The sequence below is a fragment of the Neobacillus ginsengisoli genome, assembly GCF_030813055.1.
Genome location: NZ_JAUSTW010000006.1, coordinates 1 through 19,448 on the forward strand (window position 1 = coordinate 1; position 19,448 = coordinate 19,448).

20 protein-coding genes, 13 tRNA genes, 1 rRNA gene and 2 pseudogenes are annotated in these 19,448 nt (G+C 38.2%); 25 read left to right on the forward strand and 11 right to left on the reverse strand.

What is annotated here, in order from left to right; all coding sequences use genetic code 11:
- From rrf to J2S10_RS17410, 14 genes are all read left to right on the forward strand, one after another.
- Positions 1-93: ribosomal RNA gene (gene rrf, locus J2S10_RS17345) — 5S ribosomal RNA — on the forward strand; the annotation flags it as partial.
- A gap of 42 nt (positions 94-135) precedes the next feature.
- Positions 136-210: transfer RNA gene (locus J2S10_RS17350), tRNA-Glu, on the forward strand.
- An 8-nt stretch (positions 211-218) separates the two neighbouring features.
- A tRNA-Val gene (locus tag J2S10_RS17355) sits at positions 219-294 on the forward strand.
- Positions 295-299: 5 nt separating this feature from the next.
- Positions 300-375 (forward strand) — tRNA-Thr (locus tag J2S10_RS17360).
- 10 nt (positions 376-385) lie between these two features.
- Positions 386-461: transfer RNA gene (locus J2S10_RS17365), tRNA-Lys, on the forward strand.
- A gap of 40 nt (positions 462-501) precedes the next feature.
- Positions 502-594: transfer RNA gene (locus tag J2S10_RS17370), tRNA-Ser, on the forward strand.
- Positions 595-794: 200 nt separating this feature from the next.
- Positions 795-868: transfer RNA gene (locus J2S10_RS17375), tRNA-Met, on the forward strand.
- A 3-nt stretch (positions 869-871) separates the two neighbouring features.
- A tRNA-Asp gene (locus tag J2S10_RS17380) sits at positions 872-948 on the forward strand.
- A 6-nt stretch (positions 949-954) separates the two neighbouring features.
- Positions 955-1,027: transfer RNA gene (locus J2S10_RS17385), tRNA-Phe, on the forward strand.
- 85 nt (positions 1,028-1,112) lie between these two features.
- Positions 1,113-1,188 (forward strand) — tRNA-His (locus J2S10_RS17390).
- A 16-nt stretch (positions 1,189-1,204) separates the two neighbouring features.
- A tRNA-Gln gene (locus J2S10_RS17395) sits at positions 1,205-1,279 on the forward strand.
- A gap of 20 nt (positions 1,280-1,299) precedes the next feature.
- A tRNA-Gly gene (locus tag J2S10_RS17400) sits at positions 1,300-1,373 on the forward strand.
- 10 nt (positions 1,374-1,383) lie between these two features.
- A tRNA-Ile gene (locus J2S10_RS17405) sits at positions 1,384-1,457 on the forward strand.
- 22 nt (positions 1,458-1,479) lie between these two features.
- A tRNA-Asn gene (locus J2S10_RS17410) sits at positions 1,480-1,554 on the forward strand.
- Between the two features lie 185 nt (positions 1,555-1,739).
- On the opposite strand, the pseudogene J2S10_RS17415 reads toward J2S10_RS17410, so the two are convergent.
- Positions 1,740-1,904: pseudogene (locus tag J2S10_RS17415) on the reverse strand (MerR family transcriptional regulator); the annotation flags it as partial.
- An 88-nt stretch (positions 1,905-1,992) separates the two neighbouring features.
- Between J2S10_RS17415 and J2S10_RS17420 the strand changes: the two are divergent.
- From J2S10_RS17420 to J2S10_RS17440, 5 genes and pseudogenes are all read left to right on the forward strand, one after another.
- Positions 1,993-2,742 carry an SAM-dependent methyltransferase gene (locus J2S10_RS17420; RefSeq protein WP_307410075.1) on the forward strand — a complete coding sequence of 250 codons (750 nt, stop codon included), beginning with the start codon at positions 1,993-1,995 and terminating at the stop codon, positions 2,740-2,742.
- Positions 2,743-2,820: 78 nt separating this feature from the next.
- Positions 2,821-3,453 carry a histidine phosphatase family protein gene (locus J2S10_RS17425; protein WP_307410077.1) on the forward strand — a complete coding sequence of 211 codons (633 nt, stop codon included), beginning with the start codon at positions 2,821-2,823 and terminating at the stop codon, positions 3,451-3,453.
- Positions 3,454-3,600: 147 nt separating this feature from the next.
- Positions 3,601-3,942, forward strand: a complete 342-nt coding sequence (locus tag J2S10_RS17430; protein ID WP_307410079.1) for a zinc ribbon domain-containing protein YjdM — start codon at positions 3,601-3,603, stop codon at positions 3,940-3,942.
- A gap of 223 nt (positions 3,943-4,165) precedes the next feature.
- A pseudogene (locus tag J2S10_RS17435) lies at positions 4,166-4,430 on the forward strand (PEP-utilizing enzyme); the annotation flags it as partial.
- A gap of 286 nt (positions 4,431-4,716) precedes the next feature.
- Entirely contained in the window at positions 4,717-5,265 is a 549-nt protein-coding gene (locus tag J2S10_RS17440; protein WP_307410081.1) for a CcdC protein domain-containing protein, read from the forward strand.
- Between the two features lie 286 nt (positions 5,266-5,551).
- Here the strand turns inward: J2S10_RS17440 and J2S10_RS17445 are convergent, their stop codons facing one another.
- Positions 5,552-6,394: an aldo/keto reductase gene (locus tag J2S10_RS17445; RefSeq protein WP_307410083.1), complete on the reverse strand. Its 843-nt coding sequence runs from the start codon at positions 6,392-6,394 to the stop codon at positions 5,552-5,554.
- A gap of 20 nt (positions 6,395-6,414) precedes the next feature.
- Positions 6,415-7,629 carry an MFS transporter gene (locus tag J2S10_RS17450; RefSeq protein WP_370876232.1) on the reverse strand — a complete coding sequence of 405 codons (1,215 nt, stop codon included), beginning with the start codon at positions 7,627-7,629 and terminating at the stop codon, positions 6,415-6,417.
- 174 nt (positions 7,630-7,803) lie between these two features.
- Between J2S10_RS17450 and J2S10_RS17455 the strand changes: the two genes are divergently transcribed.
- Positions 7,804-8,175, forward strand: coding sequence for a winged helix-turn-helix transcriptional regulator (locus tag J2S10_RS17455; RefSeq protein WP_307410086.1), 372 nt, complete (start codon positions 7,804-7,806; stop codon positions 8,173-8,175).
- A gap of 47 nt (positions 8,176-8,222) precedes the next feature.
- Positions 8,223-8,900 (forward strand): YdeI/OmpD-associated family protein, encoded by a 678-nt coding sequence (locus J2S10_RS17460; protein WP_307410088.1) that lies wholly within the window; start codon positions 8,223-8,225, stop codon positions 8,898-8,900.
- A gap of 124 nt (positions 8,901-9,024) precedes the next feature.
- On the opposite strand, the gene J2S10_RS17465 is transcribed toward J2S10_RS17460, so the two are convergent.
- From J2S10_RS17465 to J2S10_RS17500, 8 genes are all read right to left on the reverse strand, one after another.
- Entirely contained in the window at positions 9,025-11,439 is a 2,415-nt protein-coding gene (locus tag J2S10_RS17465; protein ID WP_307410090.1) for an Ig-like domain-containing protein, read from the reverse strand.
- Positions 11,440-11,868: 429 nt separating this feature from the next.
- Positions 11,869-12,102 (reverse strand): nuclear transport factor 2 family protein, encoded by a 234-nt coding sequence (locus J2S10_RS17470; protein ID WP_307410092.1) that lies wholly within the window; start codon positions 12,100-12,102, stop codon positions 11,869-11,871.
- A gap of 222 nt (positions 12,103-12,324) precedes the next feature.
- Complete coding sequence (locus J2S10_RS17475; RefSeq protein WP_307410094.1) at positions 12,325-12,918, reverse strand: NAD(P)H-dependent oxidoreductase; 594 nt, start codon at positions 12,916-12,918, stop codon at positions 12,325-12,327.
- Between the two features lie 73 nt (positions 12,919-12,991).
- Positions 12,992-13,531, reverse strand: coding sequence for an NAD(P)H-dependent oxidoreductase (locus tag J2S10_RS17480; RefSeq protein WP_307410096.1), 540 nt, complete (start codon positions 13,529-13,531; stop codon positions 12,992-12,994).
- A 118-nt stretch (positions 13,532-13,649) separates the two neighbouring features.
- Entirely contained in the window at positions 13,650-14,186 is a 537-nt protein-coding gene (locus J2S10_RS17485) for an NAD(P)H-dependent oxidoreductase (RefSeq protein WP_307410098.1), read from the reverse strand.
- 111 nt (positions 14,187-14,297) lie between these two features.
- The gene (locus J2S10_RS17490) at positions 14,298-14,945 is read right to left on the reverse strand and encodes an SDR family NAD(P)-dependent oxidoreductase (protein ID WP_307410099.1); all 648 of its coding nucleotides are present in this window, start codon (positions 14,943-14,945) and stop codon (positions 14,298-14,300) included.
- Positions 14,946-15,001: 56 nt separating this feature from the next.
- Positions 15,002-15,430, reverse strand: coding sequence for a MarR family winged helix-turn-helix transcriptional regulator (locus tag J2S10_RS17495; RefSeq protein WP_307410100.1), 429 nt, complete (start codon positions 15,428-15,430; stop codon positions 15,002-15,004).
- 150 nt (positions 15,431-15,580) lie between these two features.
- Complete coding sequence (locus J2S10_RS17500; RefSeq protein WP_307410102.1) at positions 15,581-16,003, reverse strand: MarR family winged helix-turn-helix transcriptional regulator; 423 nt, start codon at positions 16,001-16,003, stop codon at positions 15,581-15,583.
- Between the two features lie 248 nt (positions 16,004-16,251).
- Here J2S10_RS17500 and J2S10_RS17505 point away from each other — a divergent pair, with 248 nt between their 5' ends.
- The 4 genes from J2S10_RS17505 to J2S10_RS17520 all read left to right on the forward strand — a co-directional run bounded on the left by J2S10_RS17505 (position 16,252) and on the right by J2S10_RS17520 (position 19,444).
- Complete coding sequence (locus tag J2S10_RS17505) at positions 16,252-16,671, forward strand: VOC family protein (protein WP_307410104.1); 420 nt, start codon at positions 16,252-16,254, stop codon at positions 16,669-16,671.
- Between the two features lie 71 nt (positions 16,672-16,742).
- Complete coding sequence (locus J2S10_RS17510; protein ID WP_307410106.1) at positions 16,743-17,450, forward strand: SDR family oxidoreductase; 708 nt, start codon at positions 16,743-16,745, stop codon at positions 17,448-17,450.
- Positions 17,451-17,513: 63 nt separating this feature from the next.
- On the forward strand, positions 17,514-18,353 hold the full coding sequence (locus tag J2S10_RS17515) for an SDR family oxidoreductase (RefSeq protein WP_307410935.1): 840 nt from the start codon (positions 17,514-17,516) through the stop codon (positions 18,351-18,353).
- A gap of 62 nt (positions 18,354-18,415) precedes the next feature.
- Positions 18,416-19,444 (forward strand): aldo/keto reductase, encoded by a 1,029-nt coding sequence (locus J2S10_RS17520; RefSeq protein ID WP_307410108.1) that lies wholly within the window; start codon positions 18,416-18,418, stop codon positions 19,442-19,444.
- The last annotated feature ends 4 nt before the right edge of the window (positions 19,445-19,448 follow it).

A 19,448-nucleotide genomic window follows, 5' to 3' on the forward strand; every position in this document is an offset into this window, starting at 1 on the left:
ACACCCGTTCCCATACCGAACACGGAAGTTAAGCTTCTCAGCGCCGATGGTAGTTGGGACGCGAGTCCCTGTGAGAGTAGGACGTTGCCAGGCTGCCCCATTTGTGGGGCTATTATTTTGTCTGATTTTAAAGTTGGCCCCTTGGTCAAGCGGTTAAGACACCTCCCTTTCACGGAGGTAACACGGGTTCGAGTCCCGTAGGGGTCACCATTATATATGGAGGATTAGCTCAGCTGGGAGAGCATCTGCCTTACAAGCAGAGGGTCGGCGGTTCGATCCCGTCATCCTCCACCATTTTTGCCGGTTTAGCTCAATTGGTAGAGCAACTGACTTGTAATCAGTAGGTTGGGGGTTCAAGTCCTCTAGCCGGCACCATTTTGTTTTAGAGCCATTAGCTCAGTTGGTAGAGCATCTGACTTTTAATCAGAGGGTCGAAGGTTCGAGTCCTTCATGGCTCACCATTTTCTATCTAGATTTGTGTCCTATATGGGCCATTTATATGGAGGAATACCCAAGTCCGGCTGAAGGGATCGGTCTTGAAAACCGACAGGCGGGTTAAACCGCGCGGGGGTTCGAATCCCTCTTCCTCCGCCATATTATTTGCTTTTTATCAATCATGTTTCTCTAAAACATGAAAAAATTAGTTTTTTACCGTCGCGGGGTGGAGCAACGAGCGTTACTTCATCGAATGACTGCGAGTTGTATCAATCGAACTGCTGCTTGAATAAGCTTACTGAGATTGATACAGTCCATACAAACTATGGGCATGAATTAAATAATGTACTTTTTACCGTCGCGGGGTGGAGCAGTCCGGTAGCTCGTCGGGCTCATAACCCGAAGGTCGCAGGTTCAAATCCTGTCCCCGCAATTTGGTCCGGTAGTTCAGTTGGTTAGAATGCCTGCCTGTCACGCAGGAGGTCGCGGGTTCGAGTCCCGTCCGGACCGCCATTTGTTGGCTCAGTAGCTCAGTCGGTAGAGCAAAGGACTGAAAATCCTTGTGTCGGCGGTTCGATTCCGTCCTGAGCCATCATGATTAAAATTTTAGATCAAGGCAGAAAAAGGGTTCGATAACCTTCAGTGTAATTCGATTCCTACTACCACTGTCGATTATGGCGGTTGTGGCGAAGTGGTTAACGCATCGGATTGTGGTTCCGACATTCGTGGGTTCGATTCCCATCAGCCGCCCCAATAATTATTATATTAATGGGCTATAGCCAAGCGGTAAGGCATCGCACTTTGACTGCGACATGCGTTGGTTCAAATCCAGCTAGCCCAGCCATATTTCTTTTTTTTTAAACTGCGGGTGTAGTTTACTGGTAAAACCTCAGCCTTCCAAGCTGATGTAGTGGGTTCGATTCCCATCACCCGCTCCAAAATTAAAATGGGCCTATAGCTCAGCTGGTTAGAGCGCACGCCTGATAAGCGTGAGGTCGATGGTTCGAGTCCATTTAGGCCCATCAAAAACAATTAATTTATTGTTCCGCAGTAGCTCAGTGGTAGAGCTATCGGCTGTTAACCGATCGGTCGTAGGTTCGAGTCCTACCTGCGGAGCCATTTTATATGTAGGATTATATAAATCATATGGAATGGTATTACAATCATTTAAAGAATCTATTAGGCACCTATGAAAGTTACTAACTGGTTCATTACAAAGGTGCATACAATTAAATCAGAATATAAAAAACACGATATTTCATAGTTGAAATCTCGTGTTTTTTTTGTTGATACATCAAGTTTAAAAACAATTTCTTTTGTTTTTCCAAGGTATTTATCCTTTCGGAGTTTACCTCCAATAAATTTTTGATTTCTAATAAAGGAATGTCTAATTCTTTGTAGAAAAGTATTCCTTGTAATCTCTTTAGTTCATTCCAGCCGTAGTTCCGATAGCCTTCCTTACTTATTTCATAACAAAGTTGCCGTTAAGGTAATTAAAATTTAAACTTAAAGGAAATAATCTATATTCCAGCTTTTAAGAGATAAGGAGAAATAAATTTGGATAGAAACAGATTTTCAGCGATCGCCCATTGCAATCATGCATTTAGTAATCCAATCAGTGAAGAAAAGATCATGAAAATGATCCGAATCGTAGCACCTAAGCCGCAAGATAAAGCAATTGATATTGGAGCAGGAAAATGTGAACTGCTGATTCGCCTGATAGAGAACTATAAAATGTCAGCTACTGCGATCGAATTGTATGACGGTGCAATCGAGGAAGCGAAGAAGCGAGCCAGTAACAGAATCCCCGAGGGCAGTATTGAGTTTATTGTGGATGATGCCAAGCAGGCAGTTGAGAAATGTGAACAAGAAGGATATGATTTCGGAATTTGTATCGGGTCAACCCACGCTTTGGGCGGGCTGGAAACTACATTGCAGACGCTGAAGGGTCTCGTAAAGAAAAATGGGTTCATTATTATCGGGGAGGGCTACTGGAAGCAGCCTCCAAGTGCTGAATATTTACAGGCACTTGGAGGAGCGGATGAGTCTGAATGTAAAAGTCATGCGGAGACTGTAAAAGCAGGTGAGGAATTAGGTTTAATCCCTCTTTGGTCCTATGTGGCAAACGAGGATGATTGGGATGAATATGAATGGCTCTATTCCTTATCTATTGAAAATTATTGTCATAAAAATTCCGAAGACCCGGATTGTGAAGCGATGCTGCAGCGAATCCGGACATGGCGACAAACCTATTTGAAATGGGGCAGGGATACATTGGGATTTGGCCTGTATTTGTTTCGAAACTAAGTTTGCGGCCTGCTGATTTAAAGTGATCAATAAGAAGCTAGTTAAAGGAAAATAGATGATATCAAGGGGTGGAGAGATTTGAACATTTACGTTATCCGACACGGGGAATCGGAGCATAATATTGATCGGACAGTGATGGCGCATACCCATGATTCTAAGCATAGTTTGACAGAACTCGGTCAAAGCCAGGCACTGAAAACGGCTGAATTTCTCAAAAACAGTCTAAATGAAAAGACTGTTTTATATACTTCACCGTATTTGCGAACGATTCAAACGGCGAAGGCGATTCATTCCTTTCTTCCGGAGCAGGTTCCTTTTTACGAAAACCCGCTTATAAGAGAGTGGGAGCTGGGAAATCTTTATGATTTTAACAATCGCACCCCTGAGGCAAAAAAGGAATTTAAAGCAGCGGGCCAATTTTATTTTCGCTATCAAAACGGAGAATCACTGGCCGATGTGTACTTGCGTGCGACCATGTTTATTAATACCGTAATAGAACGAGTAAAGCAGCAGCAGCGGTATGAAAATGTCGTGATTGTTACCCACGCTGCATTTATTCAAATGCTGCTAACCTTCCTAATGAACTGGCCTGTTGAGGATTTGGCCAATTTTAAACCTGTAGAAAATGCATCCGTCATCAAAATTTTTGAAGCAGATGGTGATTACCAGTTTGAAAAGATTTTTGTACCGAACGTCAACTTATCAATTTAATTGAGTAGAACCGTTTCATTTGTAAATGAGGTTTTTTATATGGCCAATCATTTCAAAGTCTCTTTTTTTACTAAAAAGAAGTAGAATAATAATAGAAATACATGAAGCAGATCATTAAATTTTTTGATTAATGGAGGAAATGCAATTTTGTCTAATTTGCCCAATTGTCCAAAATGTAATTCAGAATATACTTATGAAGATGGTAGTCTTTTTGTTTGCCCGGAATGTGCTTATGAATGGAATTTAGAATTAGAAACCGAAAATAGGGAAGATCAAAAGATTATCAAAGATGCAAATGGAAATGTCTTAAACCATGGTGATACGGTAACAGTAATTAAAGACCTTAAAGTAAAAGGAAGTTCATCAGTTTTAAAAGTAGGTACAAAAGTTAAAAATATACGTTTAGTTGATGGGGATCATGATATTGATTGCAAAATTGATGGTTTTGGAGCAATGAAATTAAAGTCTGAATTTGTTAAAAAGGTATAAATGCGGTTTATGCAATAGAACCTAATTGATTTTATTGTGAATAAAAAATTAAAACAATTGTAGTGGTGGTCACTTCACTATGGGGCACCGACTGTAATATAGAATTAGCTTGGCATTAAGCCTTGCTTTTTTTATTTATTTGGATTTAATTGTGTTAATTTTGAAAATAGTAATTTAATAGATAGGATAATAAGGATAAATTGATAAAGGGGAAGCTATTCAACAAGATGCCAAGCTTAATCCCGGAGAAATTTTAGATGCTCCCTTTACGGATACCGGATGGACTCAACTCTTTACGTCGGCAGTTGGACTGATCACGGAAGTGGGCGGAAGGATGACTCATGGTTCGGTAGTTGCCCTTAGAATACGGCATTCCCGCTGTTGTTGGTATCGAAAAAGCGACGGAAATGATTAAAAACGGTGCAAATATCCGGGTGGATGGAACCAATGGATTCGTGCAACTATTGGACGGTGATTCCCGAAAGTAAATTACGTCCAAGGCATCATTAGAAAAGGCGGAGCATATGTAAATAACGAATTTTTTAAGTAACTTTGAGCGATGTGCCTCTATCCTGAGATAGAGACTTTTGTTTTAGAATTCTATCCGGGGATAGTCGATTCATAGAATAAGAAGAGGTAAGATAATAAACATCCAGTGTAGAGGGAACTTCGAGAATCACCGGAAAGTGAATATGGTTAGTGAATTTTAGGTTAATAGTTTAGGGGGAAATTCAAGGACTTTTTGTTTTTTATTTAAAAAAGGGAGGAACACTCATGCATCAAACATCTTACTCGGTTTTCATTATTGCAGCTCTTATTCTTTTTAGTATTTATAGGCGTGTCCGCCGAAACATAGGATGGCAACAGTTAAGTCAAGGAAAAATATGGTTTAGGACTGTCCTTTTAGTTATTATTGGGCTGTTATTCTTGGGAGAGGGAATTTTCCACCCCATAAGCTTAATCTCAGATGTAGTGGGAATTATTATTGGTATCATTCTTGCCTATTACAGTGCGGGTATGACGCGTTTCGAACAAAGGGATGGAGGCTTGTACTACCGCCCGAACACCTGGATTGGCAGCATTGTAACGGTCATTTTCCTTGCCCGCCTTGGTTATCGCATTTATGGAATATACACACAGGGATCATTGGGTGGAGTAAAAACAGACCAAACCAGCGGGTGGCAAAATATGGGTTACACTGCCGGTAATTCCTGGACATCCGGACTGATGCTTATTATGTTTGCGTATTATGTTATTTATTTCATCATCTTATTACGAAAGCAAAAACACCTATCACATTCAGGAGATAAATTCTCTGACTAACAGCACTAAGGTTTGATCTATGGTAAATAAATTGAATAACGTGTAGAAGAGCAAGAATCCAATGATTCTTGCTCTTTATTATTTTTATATATCAATTAGAACTTTGAGTAAGGTCCAGATTAGCACAATTGGTTTATCCAGTAGCCGAGATTTCTTCAGTTGCAGAAAAACATCAATCTAATTAAGATTAACGGCGCTGTCCCATTAAGGGAAAGCGCCGGATATGTTTTTTATTAAGGCTATTTTCTAATGCAAAAAGCCACAATCTTTTAGAAATGAGCCTATATTAAAAGTCAAAATTGTCCGGGTCCGGTCCCACACGATGATTTTCATTCAGCCCATCAATTTGCACCATTTCTTCTTTCGTTAACTCGAAATCAAATACGGTTGAATTCTCAATGATGCGATGTTCTTTCGTTGATTTTGGAATGGTTACTACCCCTTTTTGTAAATCCCATCGTAAAATAACTTGAGCAATGGATTTGTTATACTTATTGGCGATTTCTTGGAGAACAGGGTTATCTAATAATTGCCCTTGCATTAAAGGTGACCAAGCCTCTAACTGAATTCCATGCTGTTGACAAAAGGCTTGAAGCTCCTTCTGGGTTAAACGCGGATGGTATTCAACTTGATTTACCATTGGTTTAATTTCGGCATCCTTCATTACATCTTCCAAATGGTGGATTTGGAAATTACTAACCCCAATTGCTTTTACTTTTCCTTCTTTATAAAGAGTCTCCAATGCCCGCCATGCCTCTTTGTATTTACCTGCAACCGGCCAATGAATAAGGTATAAATCCAAATAATCAAGTCCCAGTTTCGTTAAGCTGGTTTCATATGCTGCTAACGTTGATTCATACCCTAGGTCAGCATTCCAAACCTTCGAAGTCACAAATAAATCCTCTCTTGAGATTCCCGCTTCTTTTATCCCTTCGCGAATTGCTTGGCCTACTCCTTCTTCATTTTCATAGATCGCGGCTGTATCAATACTTCGATACCCGTTTTTTATCGCGAATTTAACAGCATTCACCAGTTCAGGGCCTTCCTCTACTTTAAATACCCCGATACCAAACCAAGGCATTTTTATCCCATTACTTAATACAGTTGTAGCTTGTAAGTTGTTTATCATGATTAATCTCCTCCATTTGTTTAAGAACATTTTTGTGATAAAATTCTAACTTTTTGTTGGTCTTTACGCTCAAGGACCCGACTCCAGCCTGTAAGGATGACTGCTCCTAAAACCATTAAAGCTCCTATCCAAGTAGTGTGAATCAGTCCGATTGAATTTGCAATCATACCGCCTAGGTAGGATCCAATGGCAATTCCTGCGTTAAATGCCGCAATATTGATAGCTGAAGCCACATCTACGGCAGCCGGTACAAACCGCTCCGCTAACATGACCACATATAATTGTAATCCGGGCACATTCATAAAAGCCAACAGCCCCATTAGGAAAATGGTCATCAGTCCTGCCGTTTTATATGGCGCCGTAAACATCAATGTAAAAAGGACAACTGCTTGGACAATAAACATATAAAATAATGCCCTCATCGGATTTTGATTCGACAGCTTGCCGCCTGCCATGTTACCAATCGCTATGGCAATTCCGTATACGAGCAGGATCAAAGCAACAGTTCCCTCTTTAAATCCGGTTATGTCCTGCAGGATTGGAGATAGATAAGTAAAGACAACGAAGGTACCCCCATACCCCAATGCGGTAATCGTAAATAAAAGTAACAAGCGGCCATTTGTGATTAATCTAAACTGATTACGAAACGTAGTCCTGGTTCCTTTTTGCAGATCAGCAGGGACTAGGAAACTATTCGCAATAAAAGCAATAACCCCGATTGCTATGATGAGGACAAATGCGGTTCTCCAGCCGAATTGTTGTCCAATGAAAGTTCCAATCGGTACACCGGTAATCGTAGCTACCGTAAGACCTGAAAACATAATGGATATGGCACTGGCTCTGCGATTTTCCGGTACTAAGTCAGCAGCGATCGTAGAGCCGATTGACATAAAGACACCATGTGAAAAAGCAGAAATCACCCGCGCTGCAAGTAAGACGCCAATGCTTGCTGCCCCCGCAGCAAGACTATTCCCGATAATGAAAACAATCATAATCCAGAGTAATAAAGTTTTACGGTTCATACCGGAAGTGATTGATGTCAGGATAGGCGCTCCAAATGCGACTCCCAAGGCATATAAGGATACGGTTAAGCCGGCTGTCGTAACTGATATTTGTAAATCCTTAGCTATTAAAGGTAATAACCCTACACTAATAAATTCTGTCGTTCCGATTGCAAATGCACTCATGGCTAATGCCAGCAAGGCGAATGTACTTCGTTTTTTATCGCTAGTCATATTTCCTCCTCCTAGATGATTGTGATATATAAAAATAAATACGTATAAATTCAACCGGCAAATGCTATTATGAGATATATAGGAATATAAGAAAAGTACGCACTTATAAGTGCTATAGATACTTAAAAGTGTGATAGGTACTTTTTGGTACCTATTGATTTGGAGGAAAAAGATATGAAGAAAAAGAAATACAATATATCAGTAGAAGCGACCTTGGAGGTTATCGGCGGAAAGTGGAAGTGCGTGATTTTATGCCATTTAACACACGGAAAAAAACGTACAAGTGAATTAAAACGGCTTATGCCGGATATCACGCAAAAGATGTTAACCCAGCAATTAAGGGAATTAGAAGAAGACGGAGTCATTAATAGAATTGTCTATAATCAAATTCCGCCAAAGGTGGAATATGAGCTCAGTGAATATGGATGGAGCCTGCAAGGAATTTTAGATTCTCTTTGTGCCTGGGGAGAAAAACATATTACGAGAGTATACGGGGATAAATTTTCAGTCTTAGAAGAAAACGTATTAAATGATCATTTGAAGTAATCCATGCTAGGATGTAATCTAAATATAAAAACGAAGGAGTTTACAAGATGAATTCGACGAAAAGTGTTGTTGAAAAATTATCTATAAATAAATATCCGACAAAGCTGATTCTCAATACCCCTGAGGATATTGCTGACTTTAACGAAATAGAATATGACTCTTCGATAAAAAAGGATCAATATAATCTTATCTTTATTTTCGTTTTTAGTTTAGAAGAATTCACTAAGCAGTTAAAGTTAGTGATCGATAAACAATTAATCAAGGATAGCGGATATTTATACTTTGCGTATCCGAAAAAGAATAATCGAAAATATAAAGAATACATAGACCGTGATAGTTTCTTTAAGGAAGTACCTCTTGATGAGGAAGGCTATGTTCTTGAGAGCAACATCAAGTTTGCCAGAATGGTTAGTCTAAATGATGTTTTTACAGTGGTCGGCCTTAAGTCAGCACCAAAGAAAGCCAAAAGCACAGCAAGCACAAAAAATAGCCAATGTGTGGATGACTACATTGAAAATGTAGAGGATATTAAGGTTTATTTGAACAAGAATGAGGATTTACTAAACTTCTACAATCAATTAACCCACGGTTACCAAAAGGACTGGGCACGCTATGTTTATAGTGCAAAAAGAAAGGAAACTCAAGATAAACGATTGTTAGAAATGGAAGCAATACTTGGAGATGGCTATAAATCAATGGAATTGTTCAGAAGGAAAAAGAAATAAGGAGTGCTGTTCTCTTATATTGATCATTTCTGGCTGTTTAGGTGATTTAGTGAATGGGATAGAATTATATTAAGTGAACAGTGAAACGCCCCACTAGTTTTATATAAACTAGTGGGGCGTTATTTTAGTGGCTTATTTGTTTAACGCTAGTTCCAGAGATCCATCCTGTTGCTGATGAATTAGGCAAATATACATTATACCATCCGTTATTCGTAAGTGGATTTCCGTTATTCATCACTAGCTTTAAATACGTTCCGTTATTAACACTAGTCATTACAGTGGAAGTAGCATCTGCAGAAGGATTGCTAAGAATTTGTAACGAACCAGTACTTGTATTAGCTTGAAGTAAATTGGCAATATCTAAAAATTGTCCATACAACCAGCCATTTTGACCATTGACATTCACTCTATACCAATGGTATGCATAACTATCAGTATTAGTTGGATCGTAATATACATCAGTATTTAATCCTAAGACCGTAACTACCGTATTCAGACTTAGAGTGCTTATATAGCTTGCTGATGAAACATATGGTATAGATCGTAAATTCAGCGTTGTATTATTTACTTTTGCAGTTATACCACTTGGGAAGCTAAGAATTATATCACTTGGAAAAGCCTGTCCATCTGGTATAGTGCTTCCATAAGCTGGTGGGATGCTCCCAGTATTAGCGAGTTCATTCGTTTTGACGTAATAGGAATAATCATATGGTTTCATACTTGCCATAAGAGAAGCAATGCCATTTTCCCAATTTGGATCTGAAGCATAGTGTACATTCATTCCAGCTAAAGTAGGACCATAACTCGAAACGTAATAGGCTCCTGATTCATCGAGATAATCGTGTCTAACCTGATAAGCCACTTTATTAATACTATCAGCTACTGCTGGAAAATAATAACCACAGGTAAAAGGACATACATCAAAAGCACCGTACCCATAAAGGTTATGCTTATAGGTTATTAAATCTGATCCTCCCCAGCCCGTTTCCCAAATGGTATGAGCTACAAGATATTGTGCGTTAACACCATATTTATTTTGAGCATCAATAAAATTTTGGGCATAATTCTTGAGAGGGCTGTTAGGACTTTTTAGATTAAAGAAATTAACGATATCGGTTGCCGTTATATTAGCTGGTTTCTTTAAGTCAACTAAGGTATAGAGATTCCCATTACCAACAGTTACATTATAAGTAAGGGTATAAGTTGAACCATTTACTCCCGTTTCCTTAACAGCCAGTGTATGTGGACCATCGGCAAATTGTTTCGTATCAAGGGTATACTGATAACCAGAGGCATCATTATTGTATGCCGGGTAGACTGTTGATACATCGAGACGTGTACTGCCATACTGTGCTGTACCCATGGTTTTTCCATCTACCAAAACTTCAACCTTGGATACGCCGCTTCCATCTAAAAACCAACCAGTTACAACACTATCACCTTTAATTAAAGCACCGTTCGCCGGGGTATCAATTGATCCCTTTGCCGGTAAATTTTGCACATTGACCATTTGGCTTTGAAGCACATTAGTAGCACCATTATTTCCTGTCTCTCTAACGGTTAATGAGTGTTGTCCATTGGTTAAAATCCTCGTATTGAGGGTATACTGATACCCTGAAGAACTATTTTGGTAGGCTGGATAGACTTTTGCTACGTCGAGACGCGTACTGCCATACTGTGCTGTACCCATGGTTTTTCCATCTACTAAAACATCAATCTTGGATACACCGCTGCCATCTAAAAACCAACCTTGTACATTACTATCTCCACTAATCGCAGCGCCAACCGCTGGGGTATCAAGCGATCCCTTTGCCGGTAAATTTTGAACATTAACCATTTGACTTTGAAGCACTGTTGTGGCACCATTATTTCCTGTCTCTCTAACGGTCAATGAATGTTGTCCATTAGTTAAATTCCTCGTATTGAGGTTATACTGATACCCTGAAGAACTATTTTGGTAGGCTGGATAGACTTTGGCTACGTCGAGACGCGTACTGCCATACTGTGCTGAACCCATGGTTTTTCCATCTACTAAAACTTCAACCTTGGATACGCCGCTGCTATCTAAAAACCAACCTCGTACAGTACTATCTCCACTAATCGTAGAGCCACCAGCCGGGGTATCAATCGATCCAATTGCTGGTAAATTTTGCACATTTACTATCTGGCTTTGGAGCACGTTTGTGGTTCCGTTATTCCCAGTCTCTCTAACGGTCAATGAATGTTGTCCATTCGTTACATTAAAGGTATTAAGGGTATACTGAAATCCTGAGTTTGCATTTTGATAATCCGGATAGACTTTTTGGACATCGAGACGCGTACTGCCATACTGTGCTGTACCTATGGTTGTTCCATCTACTAAAACATCAATCTTGGATACTCCGCTGCCATCTAAAAACCAACCATTTACATTACTATTCCCTTTAATCGTGGAACCAACTGTTGGTGTATCAATATATCCTTTAGGAAGAAGATTACCAGAAGCTAATACCTTACTATTATTAATGAATATTGGAATAGCAAAAACTGAAGCAAACAAGAGATATTTACTTATTTTATTTTTTATAACATTCCTCTCCTCTATTAATCAATTAATCTATTAAAGAACCCTATTCGATTTTAACAAACAAATTTTTAGGAAACAATTTAAAAATTGACAAATTTTTTAGGAAAAAGTAGCAGATAGTGAGAATTTTATAGGAAAAGGGTATTAGATCAATTATTTAAAGTTTACTGATAGAGATGAAACGGAGAACCATATCATATGTAGTGGTAAAGCAGAGAGTCGAATTGCCTTTTGAAAGTAAAACAAAAAAAGTAATAAGTGAACTTTTTATGAGCAAATGGTATGTAGTTTTGGCTGTCGTTTTCCTTCTTTTTGTTCTTTAATTGTAGATACATGAAAAAGCCTTACGTAAACATTTAATAATGTTCGCAAGGCTTTTTTTGATTTTATCAATATTATGGATCAATGTTCAGTCTTATATTTAGATAATACAGGCTCCCAATGTTTTACTAAAGTTTCAGCATCAAGCTTCACTGGCTCTCCGCCTGCTAAGGACGTGTAATCAATGGTTAATTGATCAGTGAACAGTTTTCTTAAATTATCCCATTCACGATGATCTGCAAAGTAGTAAAATTTAGAGATCGTTTCCATAATAGAAAATTTATTTAGGATTGTTTGCATCGATACAGTTTCCATATTATTTTATCTCCTTTTCTATCCTAACAACCTATGCTTTGACTCTATATTAAGCTAGGCCGCCATTAACATAAATTGTCTGTCCACTAATCCATTCTGAATCATCACTGATGCTCCTGTACGATTGCAATTTTATGATCCATGATTTAAACTTCTCCATTTATAAGTGTATTTAGAATAAAAGCAGGGCCCCTTAAAAAGAGGGATCCTGCTTTTCAATCGTTACAATTTAACAGTTTCTAATTTTGAAAGTACTTGCTTGACTTCATCCAGCATGTTTTTACGATCTTCATCTGAAACATATGGAACTCCATGGAAAAACGGATGTGCAATTGTTTCAATTCCTGTAAATGCTAGCGTACCCATTTCCATGCTTATTTGTAAAGGTGAAATCAAGTTGTAGGCCTCTAAGCTATCTTTAGGCTGACCTGTAGTTTGAAAAATAATCGCTTTCTTACCATTTAATAATCCTTCAGCGCCATTTTCTGTATATTTGAAGGCAAATCCATTTGTAAGTACTCGGTCAATATATCCTTTTAACATTGCCGGCATATTCGTCCACCAAGTTGGATAGATAAATACGAGTTGATCGGCCCAAGCGATTACATCTTGTTCTGCTTTAATATCCGCAGGAGTTTTATTTTGAGAAAACTGGACAAAATCTTCTCCAGACAAAATCGGATTGAAGTTCATTGCATATAAATCACGAACTTTCACTTCATGTCCGTTTGAAGTCAACTCATTTACTACTGTTTCTTTAATGGCAGCATTGAAGCTAGCTGGGTTTGGATGTGTATAAATAACTAAAGTTTTCATTTTCAAATCTTCCTTTCATTTCTTAATGTTTCAACTAATTGATATTTCAAAGATTAATTCGTTCGAAGACCGATTAGCGGTCTGCACGTAAATTTGGATTGGTTACATATACAGCTAGTGCTTCCGTGCTTTCTTGGAGCCTTTCTTCGGTTAGTGTCATCATTCCTTGTAAAAGAAATGAGGGCAAGAAATGCATGCCACACAGGTTTGCTGTCGCTTGGAGCGGGCGAGTTAACTCACTCATGGAGTAGCTATTGTAACCACCAGCCTGGTAAGCTTCAGCCGGACCGCCGGAAGAAATAGCAAGCATAAACTCTTTTCCTTGTAATTTGTTTCCTTCTGACCCATAGGCAAATCCGTAAGTTAAAACGACATCCTGCCATTGCTTTAATAAAGCTGGTGTGCTGTACCAATAGAATGGGAATTGCAGAACAATGCGATCATGCTCCAATAATAGCTGTTGCTCTTTTTCTACATTGATCTCAAAATTTGGATAATGTGCATATAAATTGTGAACCGTTACATTCTCTTCTTGTTGAAGACGATTCATCCACGTTCTATTTACTTTCGATTGCTCCAGGTTTGGATGTGCAACAATGACTAATGTTTTCATTTTTATCACCCTTCTGATTTTAGTTCTATAGTTGTTTGTACACGCAACATACTTCAAATGTTTGATGCAATGAAGGTATTCCAAAGAAACAGAAGGATATCTTCATTGAGTTTTTAAATTAAGCTTCTACCTTTAATGGTTGAAGAACGTGATCTACATATGCTTTTGCACTTTCTGCAAGTTCTTCATCTGAGACATGCATAACACCATTCAAGACGAATAATGGCATAAAACGGGCACCAATGAGATTGCTTGTTTGCTGTAAGGGAGTTGTTAACGTCTCCATGGTAAAATTATTGTAGCCAGTAGGCTGGTAAGAATCTTTTGGACCAAAGGTTGAGATTGCAAGCCCTAGTTCTTTGCCATGAAGCTTGTCGCCGCCTTCTCCGTATGCCCAGCCGTAAGAAAGCACTTCATCTTGCCATTGTTTTAACAAAGAAGGCGTGCTGTACCAGTAGAATGGGAATTGAAGAATAAAACGGTCATGTGATTCTAATAGGCTTTGTTCGTGTGTTACGTTTATTTTCCCGTCCGGATACGCTTGATAAAGAGTATGAATCGTAATTTCTTCGTGTTTTTTCAATTCCTCCATCCAAGTGCGGTTAATTCGCGATTGTTCAAGATTAGGGTGAGTGATAATTACGAGAGTTTTCATTAGTAAGTCTCCTTTTGTCCTTATTTTTCTTTTCTAGTTTTGGTTTCATTTTTTGTTTAATTCATAGAAGTTTTTACATTTGTACATGCAAATGTACTTTTAAAAAAAGCTCTACTTTTCTTCAAACATAATTTCTGTTTCAGTTTGATTTTCGTACATGCTAAAAAATGTATTCGCAATATTTTTAGGTGAGAAATATGTTCCTTCTTGTACAAACCCTTTGATCGTTAATGTTCCGACATAAATGTCTTTAGGGCTCAATTCTTGATGCAAGCTATATGCAAGACTGCGTATACCTGCTTTTCCGATAGACAATGAAGCAAGATCAGCATTTGGATATAACGCCAGACCGCCGCCTGTCAAAAGGATCGTTCCTTTTTCCATATGTGGTAAGACTTCTTTAACACTTGTAAGTGCACCGGACACGTTAATTTTAAATTCATTAATTAAATCATCAGCAGTTAATTCAGTTGGTTTACCCGGTTTTAATACAGCGGCATTGTATAAAAGAACATCGACCTTCCCGTACGTTTTAATAACGGAATCAATCGCTGTTTTTAAACTTTCAGGTGAGGAAACATCGCCAGAAAATCCTTTCGACTCTATTCCTTCTCGGCTCAGCTCTGCTTCATATTGCTGTAACGCCTGTAATCGGCGGGCGATGAGGGCTATTTTAAAGCCTTTGTTTCCAAATTTTCTCGCTGTGCTTAAACTAATCCCCGGTCCAGCCCCGACAATGAGTAATACCTTTTCTGACATCAGTAGGCCTCCTTTTAGGTTTGTATATGCAAATGAAAGACTAAAAAAATTTAGATTTATTCTTCTAGCATATTGCTCGCTTCGTTAAGCATTTTGCTTAAATCCATACTAAATTCCCGTCCTAAAATCTGAGAATAGCCTGTAAACAATTCCTTTAAAGAAACTCTAAACTGTTTGTAAATTTTTTCTCCTTCATCCGTTAAAGAGATAAACGTTTGTTTGCCATTCACTTTTCTTGTCACCAGCTTTAGTTTTTCGAGTTTATCAATAAACCTTGTACTGGTAGAAGGTGCGATGGACAACTTGTGGCATAACTCTTTTTGCGTGATTTCGGGATGGAATTTAACAATCATAATCATATACAAATAAGAAGGAGCAAGGTCACCAAAATCAAATGTTTTTTCAGCCAATTTTGTCATGTTTCGTGCAAAACGGCTAGCCGTAAAATATAAGCAATGGATTAATACTTGTTCTTCTTCATTCATTTTATTCAGTCCTTTTTTTATTTGCATATACAAATTAACACGTTTAAAAGTTAAGGTCAACTATTTTTTCTTACTTTGTTTTTACAATAAAATATTAAGAAGAAAATCCTTTTACTGAATACCTTAGAATTCGTCAAAGGATTTTTTTTATTATTTTTCTAATTTGTTGCCTGCTTCGTTGATTAATTTATTCAATGCTTTTCCTTCTTCTTCACCTAAAACATCAGAGTAAGTTCGAAATAAAATTTTCCAGCCTTCTTTAAGCTCTTTAAGGATAGCTTCTCCATTTTCAGTCGGAAAATTTAAGGATCTCTTGCCCTCTGCTTTTCGTTCAATCAATCCTTTTTCAACTAACTTATCGACAAAGCGAGTAATTGTAGAAGGCTTTAGATGTAGTGCGTCTGCCAACTCAGACTGTGATATGCCGGGCTTATCAATAACCAGCATCATTAAAAATGCATGAGTGGGAGATAAACCTGTTTTTATAAATGAATCTTCAGCCATTTTTGTAATGGCACGAGAGAGTTTATTCACTGTGAAATAAAGGCAATTGTTAAAAAAATCATCTATCATAATAAAAACCCCTAACGTTTTCTTGTACATACAAATTACACCAAGCTATAATATTTGTCAAACTCACATTAACAGTAATTTACAAATATTAAAAGTTTAATTTTTTGGAGGAAAAATTTCAAGGAGGAATGATTGGTCTTTCAAAATTATCGCTCTATTATAATTGTATGTACAAACAACAATTGATGTGATAGCATGAATGAATCATAAAGTAAACAAAAGAACTATCATAAAAGGGTGTATCTAAAATGAGTTCTATTCCGTTTAACAAATTGATGTTTTTGTATATAGGTACTTTAGATTTTGAATCTGATTTTCACTACTATAAATCTGTTCTTGGGGGCAAATTGCATTGGGCTTTCGACCGATTTGGAGCAAAGGTAGCAGCGTTTAAAATTGGCGAAGGACCACTAATATTAATTGCAGATCACCTAACCGCACCGACATGCATGCCTATTTATGAAGTTAAGGACTTAGATGCAACTGTAATGGAATTAAGAAATAAAGGCTGGAAGGAAGAAAATGGACCAATTGGTATACCGAATGGACCTTGTTACACTTTTAAGGATATTAGCGGTAATTCCTTTGGTATATTCGAAAACAAAAGGCCTACCGTTGCAGAGGACTCTTACAGGGATAAGGATAATGAATATCAAATTATAAAATAACCATGTAATTCTTTTTTAAGAAAAAAATTTTCCAAAATAAGTTGTATGTACAAACAATAAAGGAGGATAAAATGTCTAAATTTAGAAAAATAGCTCTCATTACCGGTGGAAACAAAGGGATTGGGTTTGAATTAAGCAAGCAATTAGCCGAGAAAAACTTTCAAGTATTATTAGGCAGCAGAAACCGTGATAGAGGACAAAAAGCTGTTTCATCCTTGCAGAAACTTGGAATTGAAAGCAGCTTTGTTGAACTTGATGTCGACAATCCTGAAAGCATTGAGAACACAGTGAAGGACATTCAAGACACTTATGGTCGACTAGATGTATTAATTAATAATGCAGGTGTCTATTTAGATGAGGGTCTAAAGCTATCAGAAGAAGATCCTACTATTTTAGAAAAAACGATGAGAACGAACCTATTGGGACCCTATCATCTTATTCGATCTTTTCTTCCATTAATGGAGAAAAATAATTATGGAAGGATTATCAATATTTCTTCCGGTTATGGACAAATAGATGAAATGGATGATTACGGAGCAGGATCCTATAAATTATCAAAGCTTGCCCTAAATGGCCTTACTCGAATATTAGCTTCTGAGGTTTCTGGAAATATCAAGGTAAATGCGGTCTGTCCTGGATGGGTACGTACGGATATGGGCGGCCCAAATGCTTCAAGAAGTGCAGAAGAGGCAGCCAGTTCTATATTATGGCTAGCTGAATTGGAGGAAGATGGTCCAAGCGGCGGGTTTTTTAGAAACGGGAAGAGAATCAGTTGGTAAGATATCGATTCTGAGACTCAGAAATAGAATGAAATATAAAGGGGGAAATGGACTTTGGAAAATATGGTAGGAAAAGTATGTTTGGTCACTGGAGCCAGCCAAGGAATTGGCAAAGCAACTGCTATTGCCTTAGCAAAAATGAAGGCGACGGTTATCATGGTCTCTTTTGATCAAGGACGTGGAGAGGCGGCATTAAAAGAAATTAAATCCATGTCCGGAAATGAAAACATTGAGTTATTGCTGGCAGATTTATCATCACGACAATCAATTCGTCAATTGGCTGATCGATTTAAACAAAAATATACTCGTTTAGATGTTCTTGTAAATAACGCCGGGGTCATGAAGTGGAAGCAGGAATTCACTACAGATGGATTTGAAAGCACATTTGCGATTAATCATCTTGCGTCTTTTTTGTTAACAAATTTACTCCTTGATTTACTTAAAGCAAGTGCTCCAGCAAGGATTTTAAACGTTAGTTCGAGTGCACAGGCTATGGGGAAAATTGAATTCGATGATTTAGATAGTCGGAAGAAATATAGTGGCATAAAAGCCTATAGTCAGTCAAAACTGGCCAATGTCTTATTTACTTATGAACTAGATCGAATTTTACAAGGTACGGGGGTGACAGTAAATTGTTTACACCCAGGTGTGGTTAGGACGAATTTTGGAAATACAGGTTCATTATTTTTCAAAATTTCCGGTACTTTAATGAAACCTTTTATGCTTCCACCTGATAAAGGAGCGGAAACTTCTATATTTTTAGCTTCATCCCCGCAAGTGGAAGGTATAAGTGCAAAATATTTTGTAAAGAAAAAAGCGGTAAATTCTTCTCCTATTTCTTATGACGAGATGACCGCAAAGAAGCTTTGGGAGGTAAGTACAAAAATGACCAAATTGTCTTAAGAGAAAAATCGATTTACAGGATGCTAGGTATAAAAAAGATTGATTTTAAGGAGGAGAAAAATATGCGATACAAATTACTCGGTAAAAGTGGTTTACGTGTGTCTGAGTTGGCTTTAGGTACGATGACGTTTGGAGAAGAGTGGGGATTTGGTGCTTCTAAAGAAGAAAGTCAAAAGATTTTCAATGCCTTCACAGAAGCTGGCGGGAACTTTATTGATACGGCCGTTAACTATACAAATGGTACAAGTGAAGCCTATTTAGGGGAATTTATCCAATCGAAGCGAGAGCAGTATGTTGTGGCAACGAAATATTCGTTAACCACTCGCCGACAAGATCCAAATGGCGGTGGGAATCATCGGAAAAATCTGGTTCAATCGGTTGAGGCAAGCTTGAAAAGACTGCAAACTGATTATATTGACCTTCTGTGGCTCCATGCATGGGATTTTCTTACCCCTGTTGAAGAAGTGATGCGGGCGTTAGATGATTTGGTCTGTGCTGGAAAAGTATTATATGTAGGAATTTCTGATACGCCTGCATGGATTGTATCGCAAGCGAATACCTTAGCTTCATTAAGAGGATGGACTCCGTTTATTGGGCTTCAAGTCGAATATAATTTGATGCAACGTGCACCGGAACGCGATCTTTTGCCAATGGCACGTGCCTTTGATATCGGGGTAACTGCTTGGGCACCGATGGCGGGAGGAGCATTGACCGGCAAATACAGAAATAATAATTCTGATCCTAAAAGACTTTCGCCAAATAGTGCAAGGTTAAAGGAAAAAAATATTTTAATAGCAGAATCAGTGGTGGAGATTGCAAAAGAGATAGGACATAGTCCAGCGCAGGTAGCGATAAACTGGGTCCGCCAGCAAAGTGGCGTTATGATTCCAATTGTTGGTGCTCGAAAAGAGTCGCAGATGAAGGACAACTTGGAAAGTGTTCAGTTTAAATTGGAACCGGAACATCTAGAACGATTAAATGAAGTAAGTAAAATTGAATTGGGCTTTCCACATGAGTTCCTTGCATCTGAGCCTGTGCTAAATGCACTGCATGGGGAAACACTTTCATTGATTGATAATCATCGAGGATAAGAAT